Here is an 18,540-nt window from a genome sequence, read left to right as displayed (position 1 = left end):
GTCGGCGCAACGCGTGTCCGCCGTACGGGGCCTTCAGTCACGCGCAGTGATTGCCGCCGCTTAGCGCTTCAGGCGATCCTGGAATTGCTTGCGGAACTTGGCGACCTTGGGTGCGATCACGAACTGGCAATAGCCTTGCTCGGGATGCAAGGCGAAATAATTGCTGTGATAGTCCTCGGCCTGCCAGAAATGCGCCGGCGCCAGCAGCTTGGTGACGATGGGCGCATCGTAGATTTTTTGCGCCTCGACCTCGGCGATGACGGCCTGGGCCTGCTCACGCTGCGATTCGTTTTGCCAGAAAATGGCCGATTCGTACTGCGGGCCAATGTCGTTGCCCTGGCGCCCCGGCGTGGTGGGATCGTGGGTGGCGAAAAAGACGCGCAGCAGATCGCTGTACGAGAGTTCGGCGGGATCGAACTCGATGCGGGCGACTTCGATGTGGCCGGTGTCCTTGCCGCAGACCTGTTCGTAGCTGGGATTGTCGACGTGTCCGCCGCTGTAGCCCGGCAACACGCTTTTAACTCCGCGCAGGTCGGCAAACACTGCTTCGACGCACCAGAAGCAACCGCCGCCAAGAACGGCGACTTCATTGCCCGGTGATGGTTGTTCTGCCATGACGATTCCTTTGCATTAGGCGGCCGCTGCGTGCGGCCCGCGCCCCCGGCTCGATACCGGGGCATGAAAATAAGACTACTGCTTTGCCGGCGCCAGCGACAAGATCCATTCGGACAAGGCGCGGGCGTCTTCGGGCGATACATGAGTCTGAGCGGGCATGGGCACCGCGCCCCAGGCGCCGCGACCACCGCTACGGATCTTGCCCGCCAGGTAATCGACCATGGCGTCGCCCTGCCCCGCGTATCGCTGCGCCACGCTCATCAAGGGCGGCCCGACCCGCTTGGCTTCCACCTGATGACAGGCCATGCAGGCCTTGCTCTTGGCCAGGTCCAGGCCAGTGGTTTGCGCATGCGCCGCGCCAGCGTTCAGGACGCCGGCCGCGGCCAACAACAGACTAATCTTCAAAAGCATCGGTTACTGCCCCACGGCTGGCGGTGCTGGCGAGCTTGCCGAACTTGGCAAGCACACCGCGTGTATAACGCGGCTTGGGTTGGACCCAGGCCTGACGACGAGCCGCCATTTCTTCGTCGCTGATGTTGAGCTGCAGCAGCAGCTTGTGGGCATCGATGGTAACCGAATCGCCTTCCTGGATCAGCGCGATGGGACCGCCCACATACGCTTCTGGTGCGACGTGTCCCACGACCATGCCCCAGGTACCGCCGGAAAAACGTCCGTCGGTGATGAGCCCGACGGTTTCGCCCAGCCCTTGTCCCACGAGCGCCGAGGTGGGCGCGAGCATTTCGCGCATGCCCGGGCCGCCCTTCGGGCCTTCATAGCGGATCACGACGACGTCGCCGTCGCGGATCTGCTGGGCCATGATGGCCGTCATGGCATCGTCTTCCGAGTCGAACACGCGTGCGGGGCCCGTGATGACGGGGTTCTTCAGGCCGGTGATCTTGGCGACGCACCCTTCGGGCGAGAGATTTCCCTTCAGAATGGCGAGGTGGCCCTGCGGATAGAGCGCGCGGTCGATGGGCATGATGACATCCTGGTCCGCGCGGGGCGCGTCAGGCACGTCCGCGAGCGTTTCCGCGATGGTCTTGCCGGTGATAGTGATGCATTCGCCATGCAGCAGCCCGGCATTGAGCAGGAGCTTCATGACTTGCGGAATGCCGCCGGCGCGATGCAGGTCGGTGGCCACGTACTTGCCGGACGGCTTCAGGTCGCACAGCACGGGCACGCGCCGGCGGATGCGTTCAAAGTCGTCGATGGTCCACGGCACTTCGGCCGCGTGCGCGATGGCCAGGAAATGCAGCACCGCATTGGTGGAGCCGCCCGTGGCCATGATGACGGACACGGCGTTCTCGATGGATTCGCGGGTGATGATGTCGCGCGGGCGCAGGTTGCGCTTGACCGCGTCGACGAGCACACGCGCGGACTCGGCGGCCGAGGTGACCTTTTCCTCGTCTTCGTTGGCCATCGTGCTGGAATACGGCAGACTCATGCCCATGGCTTCGAATGCCGAGCTCATCGTATTGGCGGTGTACATGCCGCCGCAAGAGCCCGAGCCGGGAATCGCGCATTTCTCGATCTGCTTGAAGTCCTCTTCGGGCATGCGGCCCATGGTGTATTCGCCGACGGCCTCGAACACGGACACGATGGTGAGGTCGTTGCCCTTGTAGCGGCCGGGCTTGATGGTTCCGCCGTAGACATAGATGCCGGGCACGTTGGTGCGCGCCAGGGCGATCATGCCGCCAGGCATGTTCTTGTCGCATCCGCCGATGACGACGACGCCGTCCATCCATTGGCCCTGCGCGGCGGTTTCGATGCAGTCGGCGATGACCTCGCGCGACACCAGCGAATACTTCATGCCTTCGGTGCCCATGGACATGCCATCAGAGATGGTGGGCGTGCCAAACACCTGGGGATTGGCGCGCGAGGCGCGGATCGCGTCGATGGCGGCGTCGGCCAACCGCTGCAAGCCGCTATTACAGGGCGTGATCGTCGAATGGCCGTTGGCCACGCCGATCATGGGGTTTTCGAAATCGGCTTCTTTGTAGCCCAGCGCGTAGTACATGGCGCGATTGGGCGCGCGCGCGACGCCTTGGGTGATGTGGCGGGAACGTTCGTTGTGCGGCATGGTCAGTGTCTCCTGTCGGCCGTCGGGGCGCGGACATGGCGAACGCACCCGGGGAAGCTGGCTCGCTTGGCATGCGAATCTTCAGTGCTCGCCGGTTATTATCATTCAACTTTATTGTGTCGGGCAGAACATGCTGGAATATCCAAAAATCGACCCCATCGCCCTGCAGATCGGGCCGCTAGCCATTCATTGGTATGGGCTGATGTACCTGGCGGGCTTCGCGCTCGTGTATTTGCTGGGCCGCCACCGCATCAAGAGCGGGCACACCACGTCCCTGAACGTGCGGGACCTGGAAGACCTGATCTTCTATAGCGTGCTGGGCGTGGTGCTGGGGGGCAGGCTGGGATACGTGCTGTTCTACAAGCCGGGCTATTACCTGTCGCATCCGCTTGAAGTGCTGTATCTGTGGCAAGGCGGCATGTCTTTCCACGGCGGCCTGATCGGCGTGATCCTGGTGATGCTGCTGTTCGCGCGCAAGAAGGGCCTGCCGTTCTTTGCGATCAGCGATTTCATTGCGCCGCTGATTCCGCTGGGACTGGGCTTTGGCCGGCTGGGCAATTTCATCAATGGCGAACTGTGGGGCCGTCCCACCGACGTGCCGTGGGCCATGGTGTTCCCCGACAGCGGCGACGGACTGCCGCGCCATCCGTCGCAGCTCTATGAGCTGGGCCTGGAAGGCATCGTGCTGTTTGCGCTGCTGTGGTGGTTTTCGAGCAAGCCGCGGCCGCTGGGTCAGGTCAGCGGATTATTCCTGATGGGCTATGGAACGTTCCGCTTCCTGGTGGAATTCACGCGCGAGCCGGACAACTTCCTGGGTCTGCTCGCGGGTGGATTGAGCATGGGACAGTGGCTGTCCCTGCCGATGGTCGCCCTGGGCGCCATCATGTTCAGTCTTACTGCAAAACGATCGTCCCGTTGACCGCGACGCTGACCGTCACGTTCCCTGCTTCAAGGGGAACGCTGACGTCGGCGCTGCTGAACGAACCGCCCTTGGCCATTGCCGCGCCGACCATGCGTTGCACCGGCACGGGGCCGCCGGAACCGCCGAGTTCAATCTTGGACAGGCGGTAGCCGGAAAAGCCGAAGGCATTGGCCGCGGCCAGTGCGCGATCCTTGAACGCCTGCGCGGCTTCTTTCAGCAGCTTGCGCTCTTCGGCTTCACGGGCGGCCGGCGACAGCGAGAAGCTGATGTTGGAAATGGCGGTCTTGTCGGACAGCTTGGAAGCCAGCGCGGCGGCAGCCGCGAAGTCCTTGGACTCCAGCACGATTTCGCCCTGGCCGCGCCACGAGGCGATCTTTCCCTTGTTGTTCATGTTGGGCCAGACATTGAAGCTGCTGGTGCGCACTTCCACGTCCTTCGTGTCGCGCGCACGCTTGACGGCGTCTTCGAGCGCGGCGGTCAGCTTCTGGCCGGCGGCCGGCTGGTCCGGCGCTTCAACTTCCGCGGACAGCGCAATGCGGACCGTGTCCTGCTTGACCTCGGAAGACGCCATGGCTTGCAAGGTCAGTTCGGGCGAGCGGTTTGCGGCGGGCTCGGCGGCGGCCGTTGCGGCAGGCGCCTGCGTCTGCGCGAAAACGGGTTGAGCCACAGCGATGGCGGCCACGGCTGCGCACGCCGCACCAAGCTTGGTGAGCGAAAAAACGGGGTGTTTGAACATGGACTGGTCCTAGGAGGGAGGACGAAGGGGATTTGCCGAGAGGCACCCGACGCGGACCTGCGCTAATGGCAGGCCCGCTGGGATAGATGCCCCGCCTGTGCCGTCAAGGCCGGCATCTCGAACCCTGAGGTTCAAGGTGGTCGCGTTCCGAAGAGCATCGGGTTCGTCTGCAAGAGACAATCACTCCAGCTCTGCACTCCCGCAACCAATATGCCAAAAAGACATAGGTTCAGAGAATGTATGGCCTAGTCACGAACACGGCAGGGACAAACTGAAAAATCTTGAATGCTGCTTATGAACGTTAGAGCAGTTTTTCCTGACCCGACAAGGCGTCATCGAGTACTGCGTTCATGTCCTCAATTCTACGCTTGAAGTCGCCGACCGCCAAACCGCCCAGCGGACCATCGGGCGCTTTCATTGCAAGCAACTCGCCAGCGACCTGCAATGCGGCCATCACGGCGATGCGTTCATTGCTGGAAACCTTGCCCGTGCCCTGGATGCGCAGCATGAGCTGATCGACATGGCGCACGGCGGCCAGCAACGTGGGCTTTTCTTCGGCGGAGCATGCAAGCGAGTACTCGCGGCCGAGGATCGATACGTCTACACGTTCCATTAGTGTTGCTCTCCGGACGGCGCACCCGGCAAGCGGGCCAGGACGGCGTCGATGCGCTCGCGGGCCGACGCGGCGGCCACGCGCAAGCGCTGTAGTTCTGTGTCGCGCGATTGCAGGCTACCCTGCAGTTCGCTTTCGCGTGCGGCGAACCGCGATTCGAGCGCGTGGCGCTCGGCGGTCTCGCGCGCGAGTTGTTCGCGCAGCGCGGCTTCCGCCCGCTTGGCTTCTTCGAGCATGGCCGAGACGGCGCCGTCGTTATCTTGAAGTTTGCTTTGCAGCGTGACGACTTCGGCTTCGCGGTCAGCGGCGCGCTGCTTGAGCACGCGCTGCTCGGCTTCGAATTCGTTCACGCGTAGACGCAACGCGTCACGCTCGGCGTGGAGTTGGCGGGTGCGTTGCACCAGTTGCCCGATTCGGGCGGCGAGTTGGTCTAGATCTTGCAGCATGGGCGCTATCGTAAACCATCCTGGGATGGACCGGGCCTCTTCACGCAAGGTGAGAAACCCGGCAATATTCAGTAGGAAATACGGTTGGGTTTTGGCGCGCGAAGGTTACCGGCTCTTGCCTGCCATGAAAAGTCCCATCCGCCGAAATTGCCGCATCCGGCCGATCCGGCTTTCGCGATTCTTTCTATAAACTTTCACTTAGCTTTCAAAAAGCCCTCAAACTTTCGACCGCGTTACAAACGGGGATCGGGAGTTCCCCAATTCTAGGGAAAACCCCAGGCTTTCACCGACCTTACAGGGTTTGCAGCGTGGCAGGCGTCCATTACCATTCGGCCTTTCAAGAAACCACGTCGTCGCTTTCAGAATAATTAATGGCACCCCGAAGTGCCTTTTTTGTGCCTGTCACTCGCCTTTCGGCGGGTGTCCCATCCGGCTACAAACCTCTTTTATCTACATGCTGTAAACAGGAGCCAACCAATCATGCAGCTACGCAATCGACAGGACTTCTGGTCGGGGGTGATGTTCATCGCCCTTGGGCTGGGATTCGCCTGGCAGGCCAGCAGCTACCAAATGGGTACTGCTGCCCGAATGGGACCCGGATACTTTCCTTTCTGGCTGGGCATTGTTCTCGCACTACTCGGCGCCATCGTGCTGCTTGGCTCGCTGTCCAAGAAAGCCCATGAAACGCATGTCGACAAGTTCGACTGGCGCATCGTCTTCCTGGTGGTGGGCTCGGTCGTTCTATATGGCCTGATCCTCAAACTTCTGGGCGTCTACATCTCGGTGTTCGTGCTGGTGGTCGTCAGCAGCCTTGCCAGCCATGAATTCAACCTGAAGGTCGCCGTGGCCAACGGCATCTTCCTGGTGCTGTTCACCTACCTGGCATTCATCAAGGGGCTGGGGCTGATTTTCCCGCTGTGGCCGTCGTTTCTGGGCATGAACTGAGGAGCAATCGGCCATGGAATTGTTTGACAACCTCATGATGGGTTTCTCGGTGGCGTTCACGCCCGAGAACCTGATGTACGCACTGCTGGGCTGCATCCTGGGTACGCTGATCGGCGTGCTTCCGGGCATCGGCCCCGTCCCGACCATCGCCATGCTGCTGCCGATCACGTACGTGCTGCCCCCGGTGGCCGGCCTGATCATGCTGGCGGGTATTTACTACGGCGCCCAGTACGGCGGATCCACGACGGCCATTCTTGTGGCGCTGCCAGGGGAAACGTCTGCGGTGGTGACCGTGCTGGACGGTCACCAGATGGCCCGCAACGGCCGGGCGGGCGCTGCGCTGGCAATTGCCGCGCTGGGTTCGTTCTTTGCCGGTTGCGTTGCCACGCTGCTGCTGGCTGCCTTTGCGCCCCCGCTGGCTGAAGTCGCGTTCAAGTTCGGCCCCGCCGAGTACTTCTCGCTGATGTGCCTGGGCCTGGTCGGCGCCGTGGTGCTGGCTTCGGGTTCGCTGCCCAAGGCCATCGCGATGATCATCCTGGGCCTGCTGCTCGGCATGGTCGGCACCGACGTCAACTCGGGCGTTGCCCGCTTCGACTTCGGCGTGCCGGAACTGCAGGACGGCATCGACTTCGCCATCGTGGCCATGGGCGTGTTCGGCTTTGCCGAAATCATGACCAACCTCGAGCAGAAGGAAAACCGCGTCGACATCACCGACAAGATCGGCACGCTGTATCCGAACAAGCAGGAATTCAAGGAAGCCGCCCCGGCCGTGCTGCGCGGCACGGCGCTGGGTTCGGCCCTGGGCATCCTGCCGGGCGGTGGCGCGGTGCTGTCGTCGTTCGCGTCGTACACGCTGGAAAAGAAGATCTCGAAGAATCCGGAACGCTTCGGCAAGGGCCACCCGGCCGGCCTGGCGGGCCCGGAATCGGCGAACAACGCCGCAGCCCAGACTTCGTTCATTCCGCTGCTGACGCTTGGTATCCCCGGCAACGCCGTGATGGCGCTGATGGTGGGCGCCATGACCATCCACAACATCCAGCCCGGCCCGCAAGTCATGTCGAGCCACCCGGAGCTGTTCTGGGGCCTGATCGCCTCCATGTGGATCGGCAACCTGATGCTGGTGGTGCTGAACCTGCCGCTGATCGGCCTGTGGGTCAAGCTGCTGAAGGTGCCCTACCGCATCCTGTTCCCGGCGATTCTGGTGTTCTGCACGATCGGTGTGTACTCGCTTAACTACAACCCGTTCGACATCTTCACCACAGCCATGTTCGGCATCATCGGGTATGTGTGGTCGAAGCTGAAGTGCGAAGGCGCCCCGCTGCTGCTGGGCCTGGTGCTGGGCCCCATGATGGAAGAGAACTTCCGCCGTGCCCTGCTGCTGTCGCGCGGCGACTTCTCCACCTTCGTGACGCGTCCGCTGTCCGCTACCCTGCTGGCCGTCGCCGTGTTCCTGGTGATCCTGGTGGCCCTGCCGGCCATCCGCAAGAAGCGCGAAGAGACCTTCGTCGAAGAAGACTAAGGCACAGCGCGCCGCCCTTGATGCGGCGCCCCAGCCTTCAAAACCCCCGGGACTGTCCCGGGGGTTTTTCTTTGGGCGCTCGCCGCGCTGAAGAATACAAATAATTACGCCAAGCAACCAATCGTACAGAGACGGATTCATCTACGTTAAGCTACGGGTTTACCCCACGCGATGATTCGGACATGAATTTCGACTGGAAGAATCCCTACACGACCACCCGCACGCCTGTCTTCGCCCGCAATGTCGTCGCCACGTCCCACCCCTTGGCCGCTCAGGCAGGGTTGCGGATCCTGGCGCAAGGCGGCAATGCGGTGGACGCGGCCATCGCCGCGGCCTCTACCCTTGCATTGACCGAGCCAGTAAGCAACGGGCTGGGCTCGGACTGCTTTGCGATCGTCTGGGATGGGGCGAAGCTGCATGGCCTGAACGCTTCCGGACCAGCGCCGGCGGCCTGGAACGTGGACTACTTCCGGCGCAAGCATCAAGGCGCGATCCCCGCGCGCGGCTGGGACAGCGTGACCGTGCCGGGTTGCGTGGCCGGCTGGGGCGCCTTGCATGAGAAGCTGGGCCGCCTGTCTTTCGCCGATATCCTGGCGCCCGCCATCGAATACGCCGAACGGGGTTTCGCGATCACGCCGATGGTGCACCAGAAGTGGGCCGCGCAAGCCGACGTGCTGCAGCCGCAGCCGGGCTTTGCCGATCATTTCCTGCCGCGCGGGCGCGCGCCGCACATTGGCGAACACTTCGTGCTGCAAGGCGCGGCAGCCACGCTCAAGCGCATCGCCGCGACCAGCGGACGCGACTTCTACGAAGGCGAGACCGCCCACAAGCTGGTGGCGCACGCGCAGGCGCACGATGCAGCCCTGACGCTAAAGGATCTGCGCGAATTCGCGCCCGAATGGGTGACCCCGATCAGCCAGTCGTACCGCGGCCATACGCTGCACCAGATTCCGCCCAATGGCCAAGGCATCGCCGCGCTGATCGCGCTGGGGATCCTGCAGAATTTCGATCTGGCTGCTCGCCCGATCGATCATCCCGAGACGCAGCACTTGCTGATCGAGGCGATGAAGCTCGCCTTTGCCGATGTCTATGCGCACGTGGCCGATGCACGCCACATGCAGATCGCGCCCGAGCAGATGCTGCGCGCGGACTACCTGGCCGAACGGGCGCGCCTGATCGATCCGCGGTCGGCGCAAACCTTCGCCACCGGCCACGCGCCGCAAGGCGGCACGGTCTACCTGACCGCCGCCGACCGCAACGGCATGATGGTGAGCTTCATCCAGTCGAACTACATGGGGTTTGGGTCTGGCGTCGTGGCGCCAGGCACCGGCGTCAGCCTGCAGAACCGCGGGTACGGTTTCAGCACCGATCCCGATCATGCGAATGTGGTCGCGGGCGGGAAGCGGCCGTTTCACACGATCATTCCGGGTTTCCTGATGCGTGACGGCGCCCCGGTGATGAGCTTTGGCGTCATGGGCGGCAACATGCAGCCGCAGGGCCAGATGCAGGCGCTGGTGCGCATGCTGGACTACGGCCAGCAGCCGCAGGCCGCGTGCGACGCGCCGCGCTGGAAGTGGAACCGCGGCCTTGAGGTGGACCTGGAGGCGACGGTCTCGCCCGCTGTTGTCCAGGGGCTGCGCGAGCGCGGCCATGTGCTGCAGGGCATGGAAGATCCCTACATGGACTTTGGATCGGGCCAGTTCATCTGGCGGCTGGGCGATCCGGCCGTCGATGGCTACGTCAGCGCCAGCGACAGCCGCCGAGATGGACTCGCCGCCGGCTTTTGATTGCGTTAAGGTTAGTGTCCTGAAACAGACCTACCCTTATTCAGCGGAGTCCACTGCATGGCAACGATCGGTACCAAGAGCTACGACGCAGCCGTAGCCCAGAAAGTCGCTTTCCTCGGATTGGGCGTGATGGGCTTGCCCATGGCCGGTCACCTGGCCCGCGCCGGGCACGACGTCACCGTCTACAACCGCACGCCCGCCAAGGCGCAAGCCTGGGTTGCCGAGTTTGGCGGCCACAGCGCCGCCACGCCGCGCGAAGCCGTTGCCGGCGCACAGATCGTCTTTGCCTGCGTGGGCAACGATGACGACCTGCGCAGCGTCGTGCTGGGCCCGGACGGCGCGTTTGCGGGCATGGCGCCCGGCGCCGTGTTCGTCGACCATACGACCGCTTCCGCCGACGTGGCGCGTGAACTCCATGCGCACGCCAAGGAACTGGGCCTGAACTTCATCGACGCCCCCGTGTCGGGCGGCCAGGCGGGCGCCGTCAACGGCGTGCTGACGGTCATGTGCGGCGGCGAGCAGGCGGTGTTCGACGCGGTCAAGCCGGTGGCCCAGTGCTTTGGCCGCGCGGTCACGCTGGTGGGCCCCCCGGGCGCCGGCCAACTTGCCAAGATGGTCAACCAGATCTGCATCGCCGGCATCGTGCAGGGCCTGTCGGAGGCCATCGCGTTCGGTCAGGCGGCAGACCTGGACATGAAGCAGGTGCTGGACGTGATCAGCAAGGGCGCGGCGCAGAGCTGGCAGATGGAGAACCGCGGCGGGACCATGGTCGACGACAAGTTCGACTTCGGCTTTGCGGTGGACTGGATGCGCAAGGATCTTGGCCTGGTGCTGGCCGAGGCGCGCAACAACGGCGCGCGCCTGCCCTTGACCGCGCTGGTGGACCAGTTCTACGGCGACGTCCAGAAGCTGGGCGGCGGCCGCTGGGACACGTCCAGCCTCATCAAGCGGCTGCGCGACTGAAGATCTGGTTTTTCGCGCCTACGAAAAAGGCGAGCCTCGCAGCTCGCCTTTTTTATGCCCGGTGCGCGCGGTCAGGCGGCAAGCGAGGCTTGGCCGGCGGCCGGCAGTAGCGCATCGATGCGTTGCTTGGCCAGGGCCAGCCCTTCCAGCGCGGCCACTTCGCCCATGGCCATGCCTTCGGCGGCAATGAAGGTCACATCGGTCATGCCCAGGAAGGCGAGCATCTGGCGCAGGTACGGCGTCATCGTATCCGAGGGCGTGCCCTCGGCCTTGCCGCCACGCGCGGTCAGCACGACCACCTGCTTACCCTTGACGAGCCCCTCGGGCACGCCTTCCGGCGTATAACGGAACGTGACCCCGGCGCGCGCCAGGTGGTCCAGATAGGACTTGAATTGCGCCGGCAGGTTGAAGTTGTACACGGGCACGGCGAACACGATGCGATCTGCGTCCATCAGTTCAGCGATGAGCGAGTCGCTCAGCTCGACCAGCCGCTGCTGCTCGACGGTACGGGATTCGGCGGGCGTGAACAGGGCGCCGGCGGTGTTGCCATCGAAGTAAGGAATGGGTTGCGCGCCGATGTCGCGGACCTTGATGGCCGAGGCCGGGTTGGCAGCCTTGACGCGGGCAATCAGGTGATCGGCCAATTGCTTGCTGTTGGAACGTTCGCCGAGAATCGAGGAAAGGATGACCAGGGTCTTCATTGCAGTATCTCCAGTGGGTTCCCCCGGGCGGGGGTCTGGATCTGTCAGCGCCGCACCCGTCAGGATGATCGGGCGGGGCCTTGCCGCTTGGGCGGCGTTGGCAGATCCGTTGTGCATGGCGTCACTGTAGATGGACCGATTGAATACATAAATACGGGTATGATGAACTGTTCGTTCCAAACATAGAACAATCATGCAAGATCTCAATGACCTCTACTACTTTTCGCAAGTCGTCGAGCAAGGAGGCTTCAGCGCGGCGGCACGCGCGCTGGACATCCCGAAATCCCGTCTCTCCCGCCGAATCTCACACCTGGAAGAAAGCCTGGGCGTGCGTCTCTTGCAGCGCACCACCCGCCGGCTGCGTCTGACGTCCGCCGGCGAACGCTATCTGCATTACTGCCGCGAGATGGCCGCCTCGGCTCGGGCTGCGGACGACGCCATGCGGCAGTTGCAGGCCGAGCCCACCGGTCCGGTCATCGTGAGTTGCCCGGTGTCGATCGCGCAGGACGTGCTGGCGCCGCTGCTGCCGGAATTCCTGGATGCGTGGCCGGCGATCTCGGTGCAATTGCTGGTCACCAATCGGCGCGTGGACCTGATCCGCGAGGGCGTGGATTTGGCGCTGCGGGTCCGCACGAAGCTGGACACGGACGCGGAACTGGTCGTGCGGCATCTGGGCACGGCGCGCGGCACGCTGGTGGCCAGCCCCGGCTATCTGCAACGCCACGGCGCGCCCGACACGCCGCAGGATCTGGCGTCGCACGTCACGCTGAGCTTCAGCGATCCGCAAAATGAAGTGCGCTGGCCCCTGCGCAACGACAAGGGCGAAGAGGTGCACATCGAACTGAAGCCACAGTTGTCATGCAACGATTTCATCGTGCTGACGGAAGCGGCCGTGCGCGGACGCGGCATTGCCCTGCTGCCGTCGATTGCCACGCAGGAGGAACTGCGCCGCGGGCAGCTAGTGCCGGTGCTGCCGCAATGGCAGTCGCCCGAGGGCATCGTGCACTGCATCTATCCGTCACGGCGGGGCATGATGCCCGCCGTGCGAACGCTGCTGGACTTCCTGTCGCAGCGCCTGCCCTCGATGTACGAGCGTCTGGATAAAGCCGCGTCTCCCGCGCCTCAGTAGCCGCGCGAGCGTTCCACCACGCCGGTGATGGCTTCGCCGCGCTTCAGTTGCGCGACCTTGCCCGCGATCTGCGCGATGCTTTCGTCGCGCAGCGTGCGCGCCGCGATATGGGGCGTGACGTGAACCCGCGGGTCGTGCCAGAACGGGTGATCCTTGGGCAGCGGTTCGGTGTGAAAGACGTCGAGCGTGGCGCCCGCGATCTCGCCCTCTTCAAGCATCTGCACCAGATCGTCCTCGACCAGATGCTCGCCGCGCCCGACGTTGACCAGATGCGCGCCGGGCAGCAGCCGCGACAAGGTCTCGCGATTCAGGATGCCCTGCGTGTCGGGTGTGAGCGGCAGCACATTGACCAGAAAGCGCGTGCGGCCAAGGAATTCAGGCAAGGCGGCTTCGCCTGCGAAGGATTCGACACCGGGAATCTGGCGCGGCGACCGCGACCAGCCCGCGACGGGGTAGCCGAACTCGGCCAGCGTTTGCGCCACGCGCGCGCCGACCTGTCCCAGCCCCAGAACCCCCACGGGCCAGTCGGCTTGCCGGGTGCCTTCGCGGGTGTCCCAATGCTGCCGTGCCTGCGCCTGGTCGAAGGCTTCGAAATCGCGCGAGACGCGCAGCAATGCATACAGCGCGTATTCGGCCATCTGCACCGCCATGCCGGCGTCTTCGAGGCGCACGATGCGCACGTGATCGGGAATCTCGGGCATCTTCAACAAGGCATCGACGCCCGCGCCCAGATTGAAGAGCGTCTTCAAACCGGTTTCGTGCTGGAAGAGCTGGACGGGCGGACGCCAGACCAACGCGACTTCGGCGCCAGAAGGCGGACCGTCCGGGTTCCAGACCGAAATACGGCAGCCGGGCATCGCGGCCTCGAGGCGAGGCACCCAGGCGTCGGGATCGTGATGGGGACAAGCAAAGAGAATGTGCATGGTGGCAGCGGGCAGGCGATGAAAACCCCAAGCATGAGGGATGCCGCCGCACAAATCAAACGGCCCGGGCGCAAGCGGGGCCTGCACAAGTAGAACGGCCCGACCTAAGCCGGGCCGCGTGTGCCGGATGCCGAGACCGGGGATCAGGCCGTCTGCGGCACTTCGGGCTTGTTCTTGTGCTTGTTGCGGCGCAGGAAGGCCCAGACCTGCAGCGTAATCAACAATGCGCTCGCGCCGATGAACCATGCGCTGATCGGACGTTCGACGAACACGGCCAGGTCACCGCGCGAGAGCAGCAGCGCGCGGCGGAAGTTCTCTTCGACCATGGGGCCGAGCACGAAGCCCAGCAGGATGGGCGCGACCGAGAATTCCAGCGTCATGAGCACCGCGCCAATCACGCCGAACGCCAGCACTTCCCAGATCTGGAAGAGACTGTTCTGCGTGCTGTACACGCCCACTGCGATGAAGAACAGCGCCGACGGGAAGAGGTAGCGGTAAGGCACCTGCAGCAGCTTGACCCACACGCCGATGAGCGGCACGTTCAGCACCATGAGCAGCACGTTGCCCACCCAGAAGCTGGCGATCAGGCCCCAGAAGATGTCCGGATGCTCGGTGATGAGCTGCGGGCCGGGCTGGATGCCCTGAATCAGCAGCGCGCCCAGAATCAGCGCCATCACCGCGTCGCCGGGAATGCCCAGGCTCATCGTCGGGATGAAGTCGACCTGCGTCTTCGAGTGCGACGACGCTTCCGGCGAAGCCACGCCGGCGATCATGCCGGTGCCGAACTTCTCGGGCGTCTTGGAGATCTTGCGTTCCAGCGCGTAAGCAACGAACGTGGTGATCGTCGGGCCCGTACCGGGCATGGCGCCGAACAGCGTGCCGACGGCCGTGCCGCGCACCATGGGCCAGAAGGCGGTCTTCAGTTCCTGCTTGCTGGGCCGCATGTCGCGCAGGCGCAGCTTGGCGCCGCTGCCGATGATGGTCATGCGGTTCACGCTCATCAGGAAGTCGGCAACGCCGAACAGACCCATCGAGATCGCGACCAGTTCCAGGCCGTCGGACAGGTCGAGCAAGCCGAACGAAAACCGGATGGTGCCCGTGTTCACGTCGGTGCCCACCACGCCGCACATCAGGCCGAACAGCGTCATTGCCACGCCCTTGAGCGGCGAGCCGCGCGACATGGTGGCGCCTGCCAGGAGGCCCAGCAGCATGATCGAGAAGATCTCGGTCGGGCCGAACTTGAACGCGACTTCAACCAGCAGCGGCGAGGCAAAGATCATGACGATGATGCCGACCGATGCCGCGAAGAACGAGCAGATCATCGTGATGCCGAGCGCTGTCCCGCCCTTGCCCTGTTTGGTCAGTGGATAACCGTCCAGGCAGGTAACCGCGTGCGGCGGATGCGAAGGCAGGTTGAGCAGGATCGCGCCGATGGCGCCGCCGTATTGCGAGCCATAGAAAATGCCGGCCAGCATCAGGATGGCGGGCACGGGCTGCATGACGTAGGTGAGCGGCAGGAGGATCGAGATCGCGGACAGCGCACCCATGCCGGGCAGCACGCCGATGAGGTTGCCCACCAGCACGCCGAAGAACGACCACATCAGGTTGTGCCATTGGAACGCGACGCCGAAGCCGTACCAAAGGTCTACCAAAGCTTGAGAAATCATGGCGCTTCAACCCCAACGGAACAGCGGAAGCTGCAATTGCAGCGCCCACCAGAAAACGACGACCGCGATCGCGGACATGGCGATCGACAGCAGGACGGCCTGCTTGATCGTGTTGGTGCGGTCGCCCAGCGCGGAGATGAAGACGATGGCGAATGTGGCGGGCAACAGGCCGCCGTAATGGCCCAGCAGCAGGAAGGCCAGGATGCCGAGCAGGATGCAGACACTGCCGCGGATGTCCGGCATGCCGGTGGGATGGCCTTCAGCGGGCGCGGGAGCCGAAGGTTCGGCCGAGCGCGCCGACATCGCGATCAGCAGGCCCGTGAGCGCCAGCAGGCCGCCCAGCGCCGCGGGAAAGAATCCCGGGCCCATGTGGCTGAGCGAACCGATGTGGTAGTCGGTGCCGCCATAGATTGCGGCCATGCCGATAAGGACCATCAGCGCGCCGCCGTAATAGTCCTTTCTGTTGATTGTCTTTTTCACTTCCGTCCTCCTTCCTTGTGCCGGACAGCGCCGGCCTTTCATGCGCTGCTCGAAGCGGGCAGCGCCCGACCCTGACGACAGGCCGGATCGCAGATTACGGAAGGAAGCTGCTAATCCGCTTTCTATGCGCTGTCGCATTCCTGAATCCGGGGGTTATCCCTGATCGGCAGGCGCGCCTGGCGCAAGAAAGTAGCGGACAGTGAAGAAACGGGCGCTATTGATCGCCCTTGAGCTGAACCTCTGCGGGTCTCGGATACTGCGATACGGTGGGCGCCAGCGGCAGCCACAGCACCGACGCAAGGCCAACGCCGCCCTGGTCGTTGGGCTCGCCGTCGCGCAGTTCGATATCGCCCTCGTTGCGGCGTGCGTAGGCGCGCGCAATGCCCAATCCCAAGCCGGAACCGGAGGACGTCATCGGCTTGTCGGTGCCCACGCGCTCGAATCGCGTGAAGGCGCGCGTGCGCATGACCGGATCCAGGCCGGGGCCGTTGTCGGACACGGCAACCTCGACGCGGTTGTCGGCGCGGCACACGGACACCGTGATGCGCGCGCCCGCCGGGGCGTAATGGATGGCGTTGTGCACAAGGTTGGACAGCGCTTCGTGCAGCTCGGCTTCGTTGCCCGACACCGGCACCGGCGTGTCCTGGCCGTCTTCGGCATCGGCCTGCACCCAACCCAGGTCCTGCTGTTTTTCGTGCGCGAGCGGCAGGTACTGCAACACGACTTCGCGCGACACCGCGTTCATGTCGAGCAACTGACGCGGGGTCTGACCGGCCTGGTTGGCGTGCGCCAGCGACAGCAACTGCTCGGTCAGGCGACGCGTGCGCCCCAACTGGTCGACGATGGCGCGCAGCCCCTCGCGCACGCGTGCCGGGTCGCGTTCGCGCAGCGTGTATTGGGCCTGCGTCAGCATGATGGCAAGCGGCGTGCGCAATTGGTGCGAGGCGTCGGCAAGGAAGCTGGATTGCTCGTCCAGCACCCGCCGGTAACGGGCGATGTGGTGATTGACGGCCTCCACCAGTGGAGCGACCTCACTGGGCACGCGCGAGGCGTCCAGCGGCGTCAGATCGTCGGGGCGGCGGCTGCGGATGTCGGCCTGCAGCCGCCGCAGCGGCTTCAATGCCCAGGACACGCCCCACCACACCAGCAGCACGACCAGCGCCAGCATCCGCGAATCGCGCAGGATCTCCTGGCGCCGCGCGCTGTTCTCGGCCTCGATGCGCTTGCCGGTGCTTTCGGCCACGACCACCAGCACCTGGCGGTGCTGGCCCTGGTAATAGAGATCGCGCACGACGGACACGACCCGCACGGGGTCGTTGCGATACACGCCGTCGTAGAAGATGGGTTGGCCGTTCGAGCGGGGCCAGGAAGGCGGACGAGGCATTTCCGGCATGCCGAGCAGCGTTTTGCCCTGCGTCTGGGGCACGGGCGACCCGTCGGGCAATGGAGGATCGATTTCCTCGATGCGGAAATACTTGCGCAGGCCCGCCCGGGATTCGAGCATGACCTGCGCATACAGCGGCGTAGCCACCTGCAGGTTGCCGTCGGGCGTGAATTCCAGGCTGCTTTCAAGCACCCGCGCCGGCTCCACCAAGGCGCTGTCGTAGGCCTCGTTGGTGATTTCGGAGAGGGTGCGGTAGTCGTTCAGGCTGTCGATGACCAGCAGCACCACCACGCCGGGCAAGAGCAGGATGATGAGAAGCGCGCGGATGCCGACGCGCGGCAAACCGGGAATCCGCAGGCTCACTTAGGGTTCCGCGGACTCGCTGGCCACGCTTTCGAGCATGTAGCCCAGCCCGCGCACGGTCACGATGCGCACGTCGCTGCCGGCCAGCTTCTTGCGCAGGCGGTGCAGCACGACTTCGATGGCGTCCGGATTGGCTTCGCTGTCGTGGGTGAAGACCTTGCCGAACAATTGCGACTTGTCCACCGGGTAGCCGCTGCGCGTCAGGAGCGCCGCCAGGGCGGCGTGTTCACGCGGGGTCAGGAACAGCAGCGATCCGTCCAGCGTGAAGGCACGGCTTTCGCTGTCGTAGGACAGCGAACCGCACTGCAGGCGCGGGTGCTGGCGGCCACGGCTGCGGCGCACGAGCGCCGTCAGGCGGGCTTCCAGTTCTTCCAGTGCGAAGGGCTTGGTCAGGAAGTCGTCCGCGCCCAGGTTCAGGCCGCGGACGCGATCCTGCAGCGCGCCTTGCGCGGTCAGCAGGAGGACGGGGGTGCGGTCGTCGCGGTTGCGCATTTCGCGCAGGACGACGAGCCCATGCTTGTCGGGCAGGCGCAAGTCCATGACGATGGCATCGTATTCCGTGCCTGCCATGAAGGCTTCCGCCGTGCGCGCATCCGCCGCGTGATCGGGTACGAACCCGCTTTGGGCGAGCGCGCGCATCAGCCAGGACGCCATGTCCCGTTCGTCTTCAACCAACAATATGCGCATGACCGTCCGTTCCTTCGGGCAAATTCTCTGCTGCCCGCTGACCATGCACACGCTGGCGCAGGTAGCGGGTTTCGTGATGGCGCCGAAAGAGGATAGCCGACAACTCGTTCAACGCCTGGGTATAGACGTCTCGCTTGAACTCGATGACGGCATCCAGCGGAACCCAGTACTGGCTCCAGCGCCAGGCGTCGAATTCCGGATGCTGCGTCGCGCGCAAGCACACATCACTGTCACGTCCCACCAGGCGCAACAAGAACCAAATCTGTTTTTGTCCTTTATAGTGGCCGCGCCACTCACGCCGGACAAAGTGATCGGGCACGTTATAACGTAACCAATCGCGTGTACGCCCCAAAATACGGACATGCTCGGGCTTCAGGCCCACCTCTTCATGGAGTTCGCGATACATGGCCTGCACCGGGCTTTCGCCATACTTGATGCCGCCCTGAGGGAACTGCCATGCATGTTCCCTGATACGCTTGCCCCAAAAGACCTCGTTTCTAGTGTTGACGAGAATGATGCCGACATTGGGGCGGTAGCCTTCGCGGTCAAGCATGGGCCACCCCCACCGAATTCAATACAA

Annotated in this window: 19 protein-coding genes and 1 other RNA gene; 6 read left to right on the top strand and 14 right to left on the bottom strand. The window is 64.1% G+C overall.

The features are described from left to right. Positions 1-60: 60 nt before the first annotated feature. From msrA to ilvD, 3 genes are all read right to left on the bottom strand, one after another. On the bottom strand, positions 61-615 hold the full coding sequence (msrA, locus tag QEP15_RS03390; protein WP_217618893.1) for a peptide-methionine (S)-S-oxide reductase MsrA: 555 nt from the start codon (positions 613-615) through the stop codon (positions 61-63). Positions 616-690: 75 nt separating this feature from the next. Next, a complete protein-coding gene (locus QEP15_RS03385; protein WP_062840949.1) occupies positions 691-1,026 on the bottom strand; it encodes a c-type cytochrome in 336 nt (111 codons plus the stop codon). Then, entirely contained in the window at positions 1,010-2,695 is a 1,686-nt protein-coding gene (ilvD, locus tag QEP15_RS03380; protein WP_152383384.1) for a dihydroxy-acid dehydratase, read from the bottom strand. Before ilvD ends, QEP15_RS03385 begins: the two co-directional genes overlap by 17 nt. Before the next feature lie 130 nt (positions 2,696-2,825). On the opposite strand from ilvD, the gene lgt reads away from it, so the two are divergent. Continuing rightward, positions 2,826-3,614, top strand: coding sequence for a prolipoprotein diacylglyceryl transferase (gene lgt, locus QEP15_RS03375; RefSeq protein ID WP_056327922.1), 789 nt, complete (start codon positions 2,826-2,828; stop codon positions 3,612-3,614). Here lgt and QEP15_RS03370 read toward each other — a convergent pair. The 4 genes from QEP15_RS03370 to QEP15_RS03355 form a co-directional block, all read right to left on the bottom strand. Then, on the bottom strand, positions 3,589-4,353 hold the full coding sequence (locus tag QEP15_RS03370; RefSeq protein ID WP_062840951.1) for an SIMPL domain-containing protein: 765 nt from the start codon (positions 4,351-4,353) through the stop codon (positions 3,589-3,591). The genes lgt and QEP15_RS03370 overlap by 26 nt on opposite strands. An 84-nt stretch (positions 4,354-4,437) precedes the next feature. Then, positions 4,438-4,623: non-coding RNA, 6S RNA (gene ssrS / locus QEP15_RS03365), on the bottom strand. A gap of 31 nt (positions 4,624-4,654) precedes the next feature. After that, positions 4,655-4,966 carry a cell division protein ZapA gene (locus QEP15_RS03360; protein WP_056327920.1) on the bottom strand — a complete coding sequence of 104 codons (312 nt, stop codon included), beginning with the start codon at positions 4,964-4,966 and terminating at the stop codon, positions 4,655-4,657. Next, entirely contained in the window at positions 4,966-5,412 is a 447-nt protein-coding gene (locus QEP15_RS03355; protein ID WP_056327919.1) for a hypothetical protein, read from the bottom strand. Before QEP15_RS03355 ends, QEP15_RS03360 begins: the two co-directional genes overlap by 1 nt. 480 nt (positions 5,413-5,892) lie before the next feature. On the opposite strand from QEP15_RS03355, the gene QEP15_RS03350 reads away from it, so the two are divergent. The 4 genes from QEP15_RS03350 to QEP15_RS03335 all read left to right on the top strand — a co-directional run bounded on the left by QEP15_RS03350 (position 5,893) and on the right by QEP15_RS03335 (position 10,626). After that, positions 5,893-6,357, top strand: a complete 465-nt coding sequence (locus tag QEP15_RS03350) for a tripartite tricarboxylate transporter TctB family protein (RefSeq protein WP_056327918.1) — start codon at positions 5,893-5,895, stop codon at positions 6,355-6,357. Between the two features lie 13 nt (positions 6,358-6,370). Beyond that, entirely contained in the window at positions 6,371-7,876 is a 1,506-nt protein-coding gene (locus QEP15_RS03345) for a tripartite tricarboxylate transporter permease (RefSeq protein ID WP_152383382.1), read from the top strand. A 182-nt stretch (positions 7,877-8,058) separates the two neighbouring features. Then, positions 8,059-9,663 (top strand): gamma-glutamyltransferase family protein, encoded by a 1,605-nt coding sequence (locus QEP15_RS03340; RefSeq protein WP_217618894.1) that lies wholly within the window; start codon positions 8,059-8,061, stop codon positions 9,661-9,663. 57 nt (positions 9,664-9,720) lie between these two features. After that, positions 9,721-10,626 carry an NAD(P)-dependent oxidoreductase gene (locus QEP15_RS03335; RefSeq protein WP_062840955.1) on the top strand — a complete coding sequence of 302 codons (906 nt, stop codon included), beginning with the start codon at positions 9,721-9,723 and terminating at the stop codon, positions 10,624-10,626. 71 nt (positions 10,627-10,697) lie between these two features. On the opposite strand, the gene QEP15_RS03330 is transcribed toward QEP15_RS03335, so the two are convergent. Beyond that, positions 10,698-11,327: an FMN-dependent NADH-azoreductase gene (locus tag QEP15_RS03330; RefSeq protein WP_128829944.1), complete on the bottom strand. Its 630-nt coding sequence runs from the start codon at positions 11,325-11,327 to the stop codon at positions 10,698-10,700. A 193-nt stretch (positions 11,328-11,520) separates the two neighbouring features. On the opposite strand from QEP15_RS03330, the gene QEP15_RS03325 reads away from it, so the two are divergent. After that, complete coding sequence (locus tag QEP15_RS03325; protein ID WP_056327913.1) at positions 11,521-12,456, top strand: LysR family transcriptional regulator; 936 nt, start codon at positions 11,521-11,523, stop codon at positions 12,454-12,456. Here QEP15_RS03325 and QEP15_RS03320 read toward each other — a convergent pair. The 6 genes from QEP15_RS03320 to QEP15_RS03295 all read right to left on the bottom strand — a co-directional run bounded on the left by QEP15_RS03320 (position 12,450) and on the right by QEP15_RS03295 (position 18,513). After that, positions 12,450-13,379 carry a 2-hydroxyacid dehydrogenase gene (locus tag QEP15_RS03320; RefSeq protein ID WP_056327912.1) on the bottom strand — a complete coding sequence of 310 codons (930 nt, stop codon included), beginning with the start codon at positions 13,377-13,379 and terminating at the stop codon, positions 12,450-12,452. The genes QEP15_RS03325 and QEP15_RS03320 overlap by 7 nt on opposite strands. Positions 13,380-13,522: 143 nt before the next feature. Beyond that, on the bottom strand, positions 13,523-15,046 hold the full coding sequence (locus tag QEP15_RS03315) for a tripartite tricarboxylate transporter permease (RefSeq protein ID WP_056327911.1): 1,524 nt from the start codon (positions 15,044-15,046) through the stop codon (positions 13,523-13,525). A gap of 6 nt (positions 15,047-15,052) precedes the next feature. Continuing rightward, positions 15,053-15,481: a tripartite tricarboxylate transporter TctB family protein gene (locus QEP15_RS03310; RefSeq protein WP_280148886.1), complete on the bottom strand. Its 429-nt coding sequence runs from the start codon at positions 15,479-15,481 to the stop codon at positions 15,053-15,055. A 259-nt stretch (positions 15,482-15,740) separates the two neighbouring features. Continuing rightward, entirely contained in the window at positions 15,741-17,273 is a 1,533-nt protein-coding gene (locus QEP15_RS03305; protein ID WP_227741347.1) for a sensor histidine kinase, read from the bottom strand. Next, positions 17,274-17,960: a response regulator gene (locus QEP15_RS03300; RefSeq protein ID WP_056327910.1), complete on the bottom strand. Its 687-nt coding sequence runs from the start codon at positions 17,958-17,960 to the stop codon at positions 17,274-17,276. It abuts the gene before it with no gap. After that, on the bottom strand, positions 17,941-18,513 hold the full coding sequence (locus QEP15_RS03295; RefSeq protein ID WP_056327909.1) for an RNA pyrophosphohydrolase: 573 nt from the start codon (positions 18,511-18,513) through the stop codon (positions 17,941-17,943). The genes QEP15_RS03300 and QEP15_RS03295 overlap by 20 nt, the downstream gene beginning before the upstream one ends. Positions 18,514-18,540 lie beyond the last annotated feature (27 nt).

The sequence above is a fragment of the Achromobacter mucicolens genome (genome assembly GCF_029866465.1).
Taxonomy (GTDB): domain Bacteria; phylum Pseudomonadota; class Gammaproteobacteria; order Burkholderiales; family Burkholderiaceae_B; genus Achromobacter; species Achromobacter mucicolens.
The sequence above is the reverse complement of the archived record's forward strand: the minus strand, read 5'-3'. Positions and strand labels throughout refer to the sequence as shown.

Excerpts from the sequence above, each read along its gene's own strand:
- ilvD (WP_152383384.1), bottom strand. The coding sequence starts at position 2,695 with ATGCCGCACAACGAACGTTCCCGCCACATCACCCAAGGCGTCGCGCGC.
- QEP15_RS03300 (WP_056327910.1), bottom strand. The coding sequence starts at position 17,960 with ATGCGCATATTGTTGGTTGAAGACGAACGGGACATGGCGTCCTGGCTG.
- QEP15_RS03345 (WP_152383382.1), top strand. The coding sequence starts at position 6,371 with ATGGAATTGTTTGACAACCTCATGATGGGTTTCTCGGTGGCGTTCACG.
- QEP15_RS03340 (WP_217618894.1), top strand. The coding sequence starts at position 8,059 with ATGAATTTCGACTGGAAGAATCCCTACACGACCACCCGCACGCCTGTC.
- lgt (WP_056327922.1), top strand. The coding sequence starts at position 2,826 with ATGCTGGAATATCCAAAAATCGACCCCATCGCCCTGCAGATCGGGCCG.
- msrA (WP_217618893.1), bottom strand. The coding sequence starts at position 615 with ATGGCAGAACAACCATCACCGGGCAATGAAGTCGCCGTTCTTGGCGGC.
- QEP15_RS03350 (WP_056327918.1), top strand. The coding sequence starts at position 5,893 with ATGCAGCTACGCAATCGACAGGACTTCTGGTCGGGGGTGATGTTCATC.
- QEP15_RS03325 (WP_056327913.1), top strand. The coding sequence starts at position 11,521 with ATGCAAGATCTCAATGACCTCTACTACTTTTCGCAAGTCGTCGAGCAA.
- QEP15_RS03360 (WP_056327920.1), bottom strand. The coding sequence starts at position 4,966 with ATGGAACGTGTAGACGTATCGATCCTCGGCCGCGAGTACTCGCTTGCA.
- QEP15_RS03295 (WP_056327909.1), bottom strand. The coding sequence starts at position 18,513 with ATGCTTGACCGCGAAGGCTACCGCCCCAATGTCGGCATCATTCTCGTC.
- QEP15_RS03320 (WP_056327912.1), bottom strand. The coding sequence starts at position 13,379 with ATGCACATTCTCTTTGCTTGTCCCCATCACGATCCCGACGCCTGGGTG.
- QEP15_RS03330 (WP_128829944.1), bottom strand. The coding sequence starts at position 11,327 with ATGAAGACCCTGGTCATCCTTTCCTCGATTCTCGGCGAACGTTCCAAC.
- QEP15_RS03310 (WP_280148886.1), bottom strand. The coding sequence starts at position 15,481 with ATGGTCCTTATCGGCATGGCCGCAATCTATGGCGGCACCGACTACCAC.
- QEP15_RS03370 (WP_062840951.1), bottom strand. The coding sequence starts at position 4,353 with ATGTTCAAACACCCCGTTTTTTCGCTCACCAAGCTTGGTGCGGCGTGC.
- QEP15_RS03315 (WP_056327911.1), bottom strand. The coding sequence starts at position 15,046 with ATGATTTCTCAAGCTTTGGTAGACCTTTGGTACGGCTTCGGCGTCGCG.
- QEP15_RS03355 (WP_056327919.1), bottom strand. The coding sequence starts at position 5,412 with ATGCTGCAAGATCTAGACCAACTCGCCGCCCGAATCGGGCAACTGGTG.
- QEP15_RS03335 (WP_062840955.1), top strand. The coding sequence starts at position 9,721 with ATGGCAACGATCGGTACCAAGAGCTACGACGCAGCCGTAGCCCAGAAA.
- QEP15_RS03385 (WP_062840949.1), bottom strand. The coding sequence starts at position 1,026 with ATGCTTTTGAAGATTAGTCTGTTGTTGGCCGCGGCCGGCGTCCTGAAC.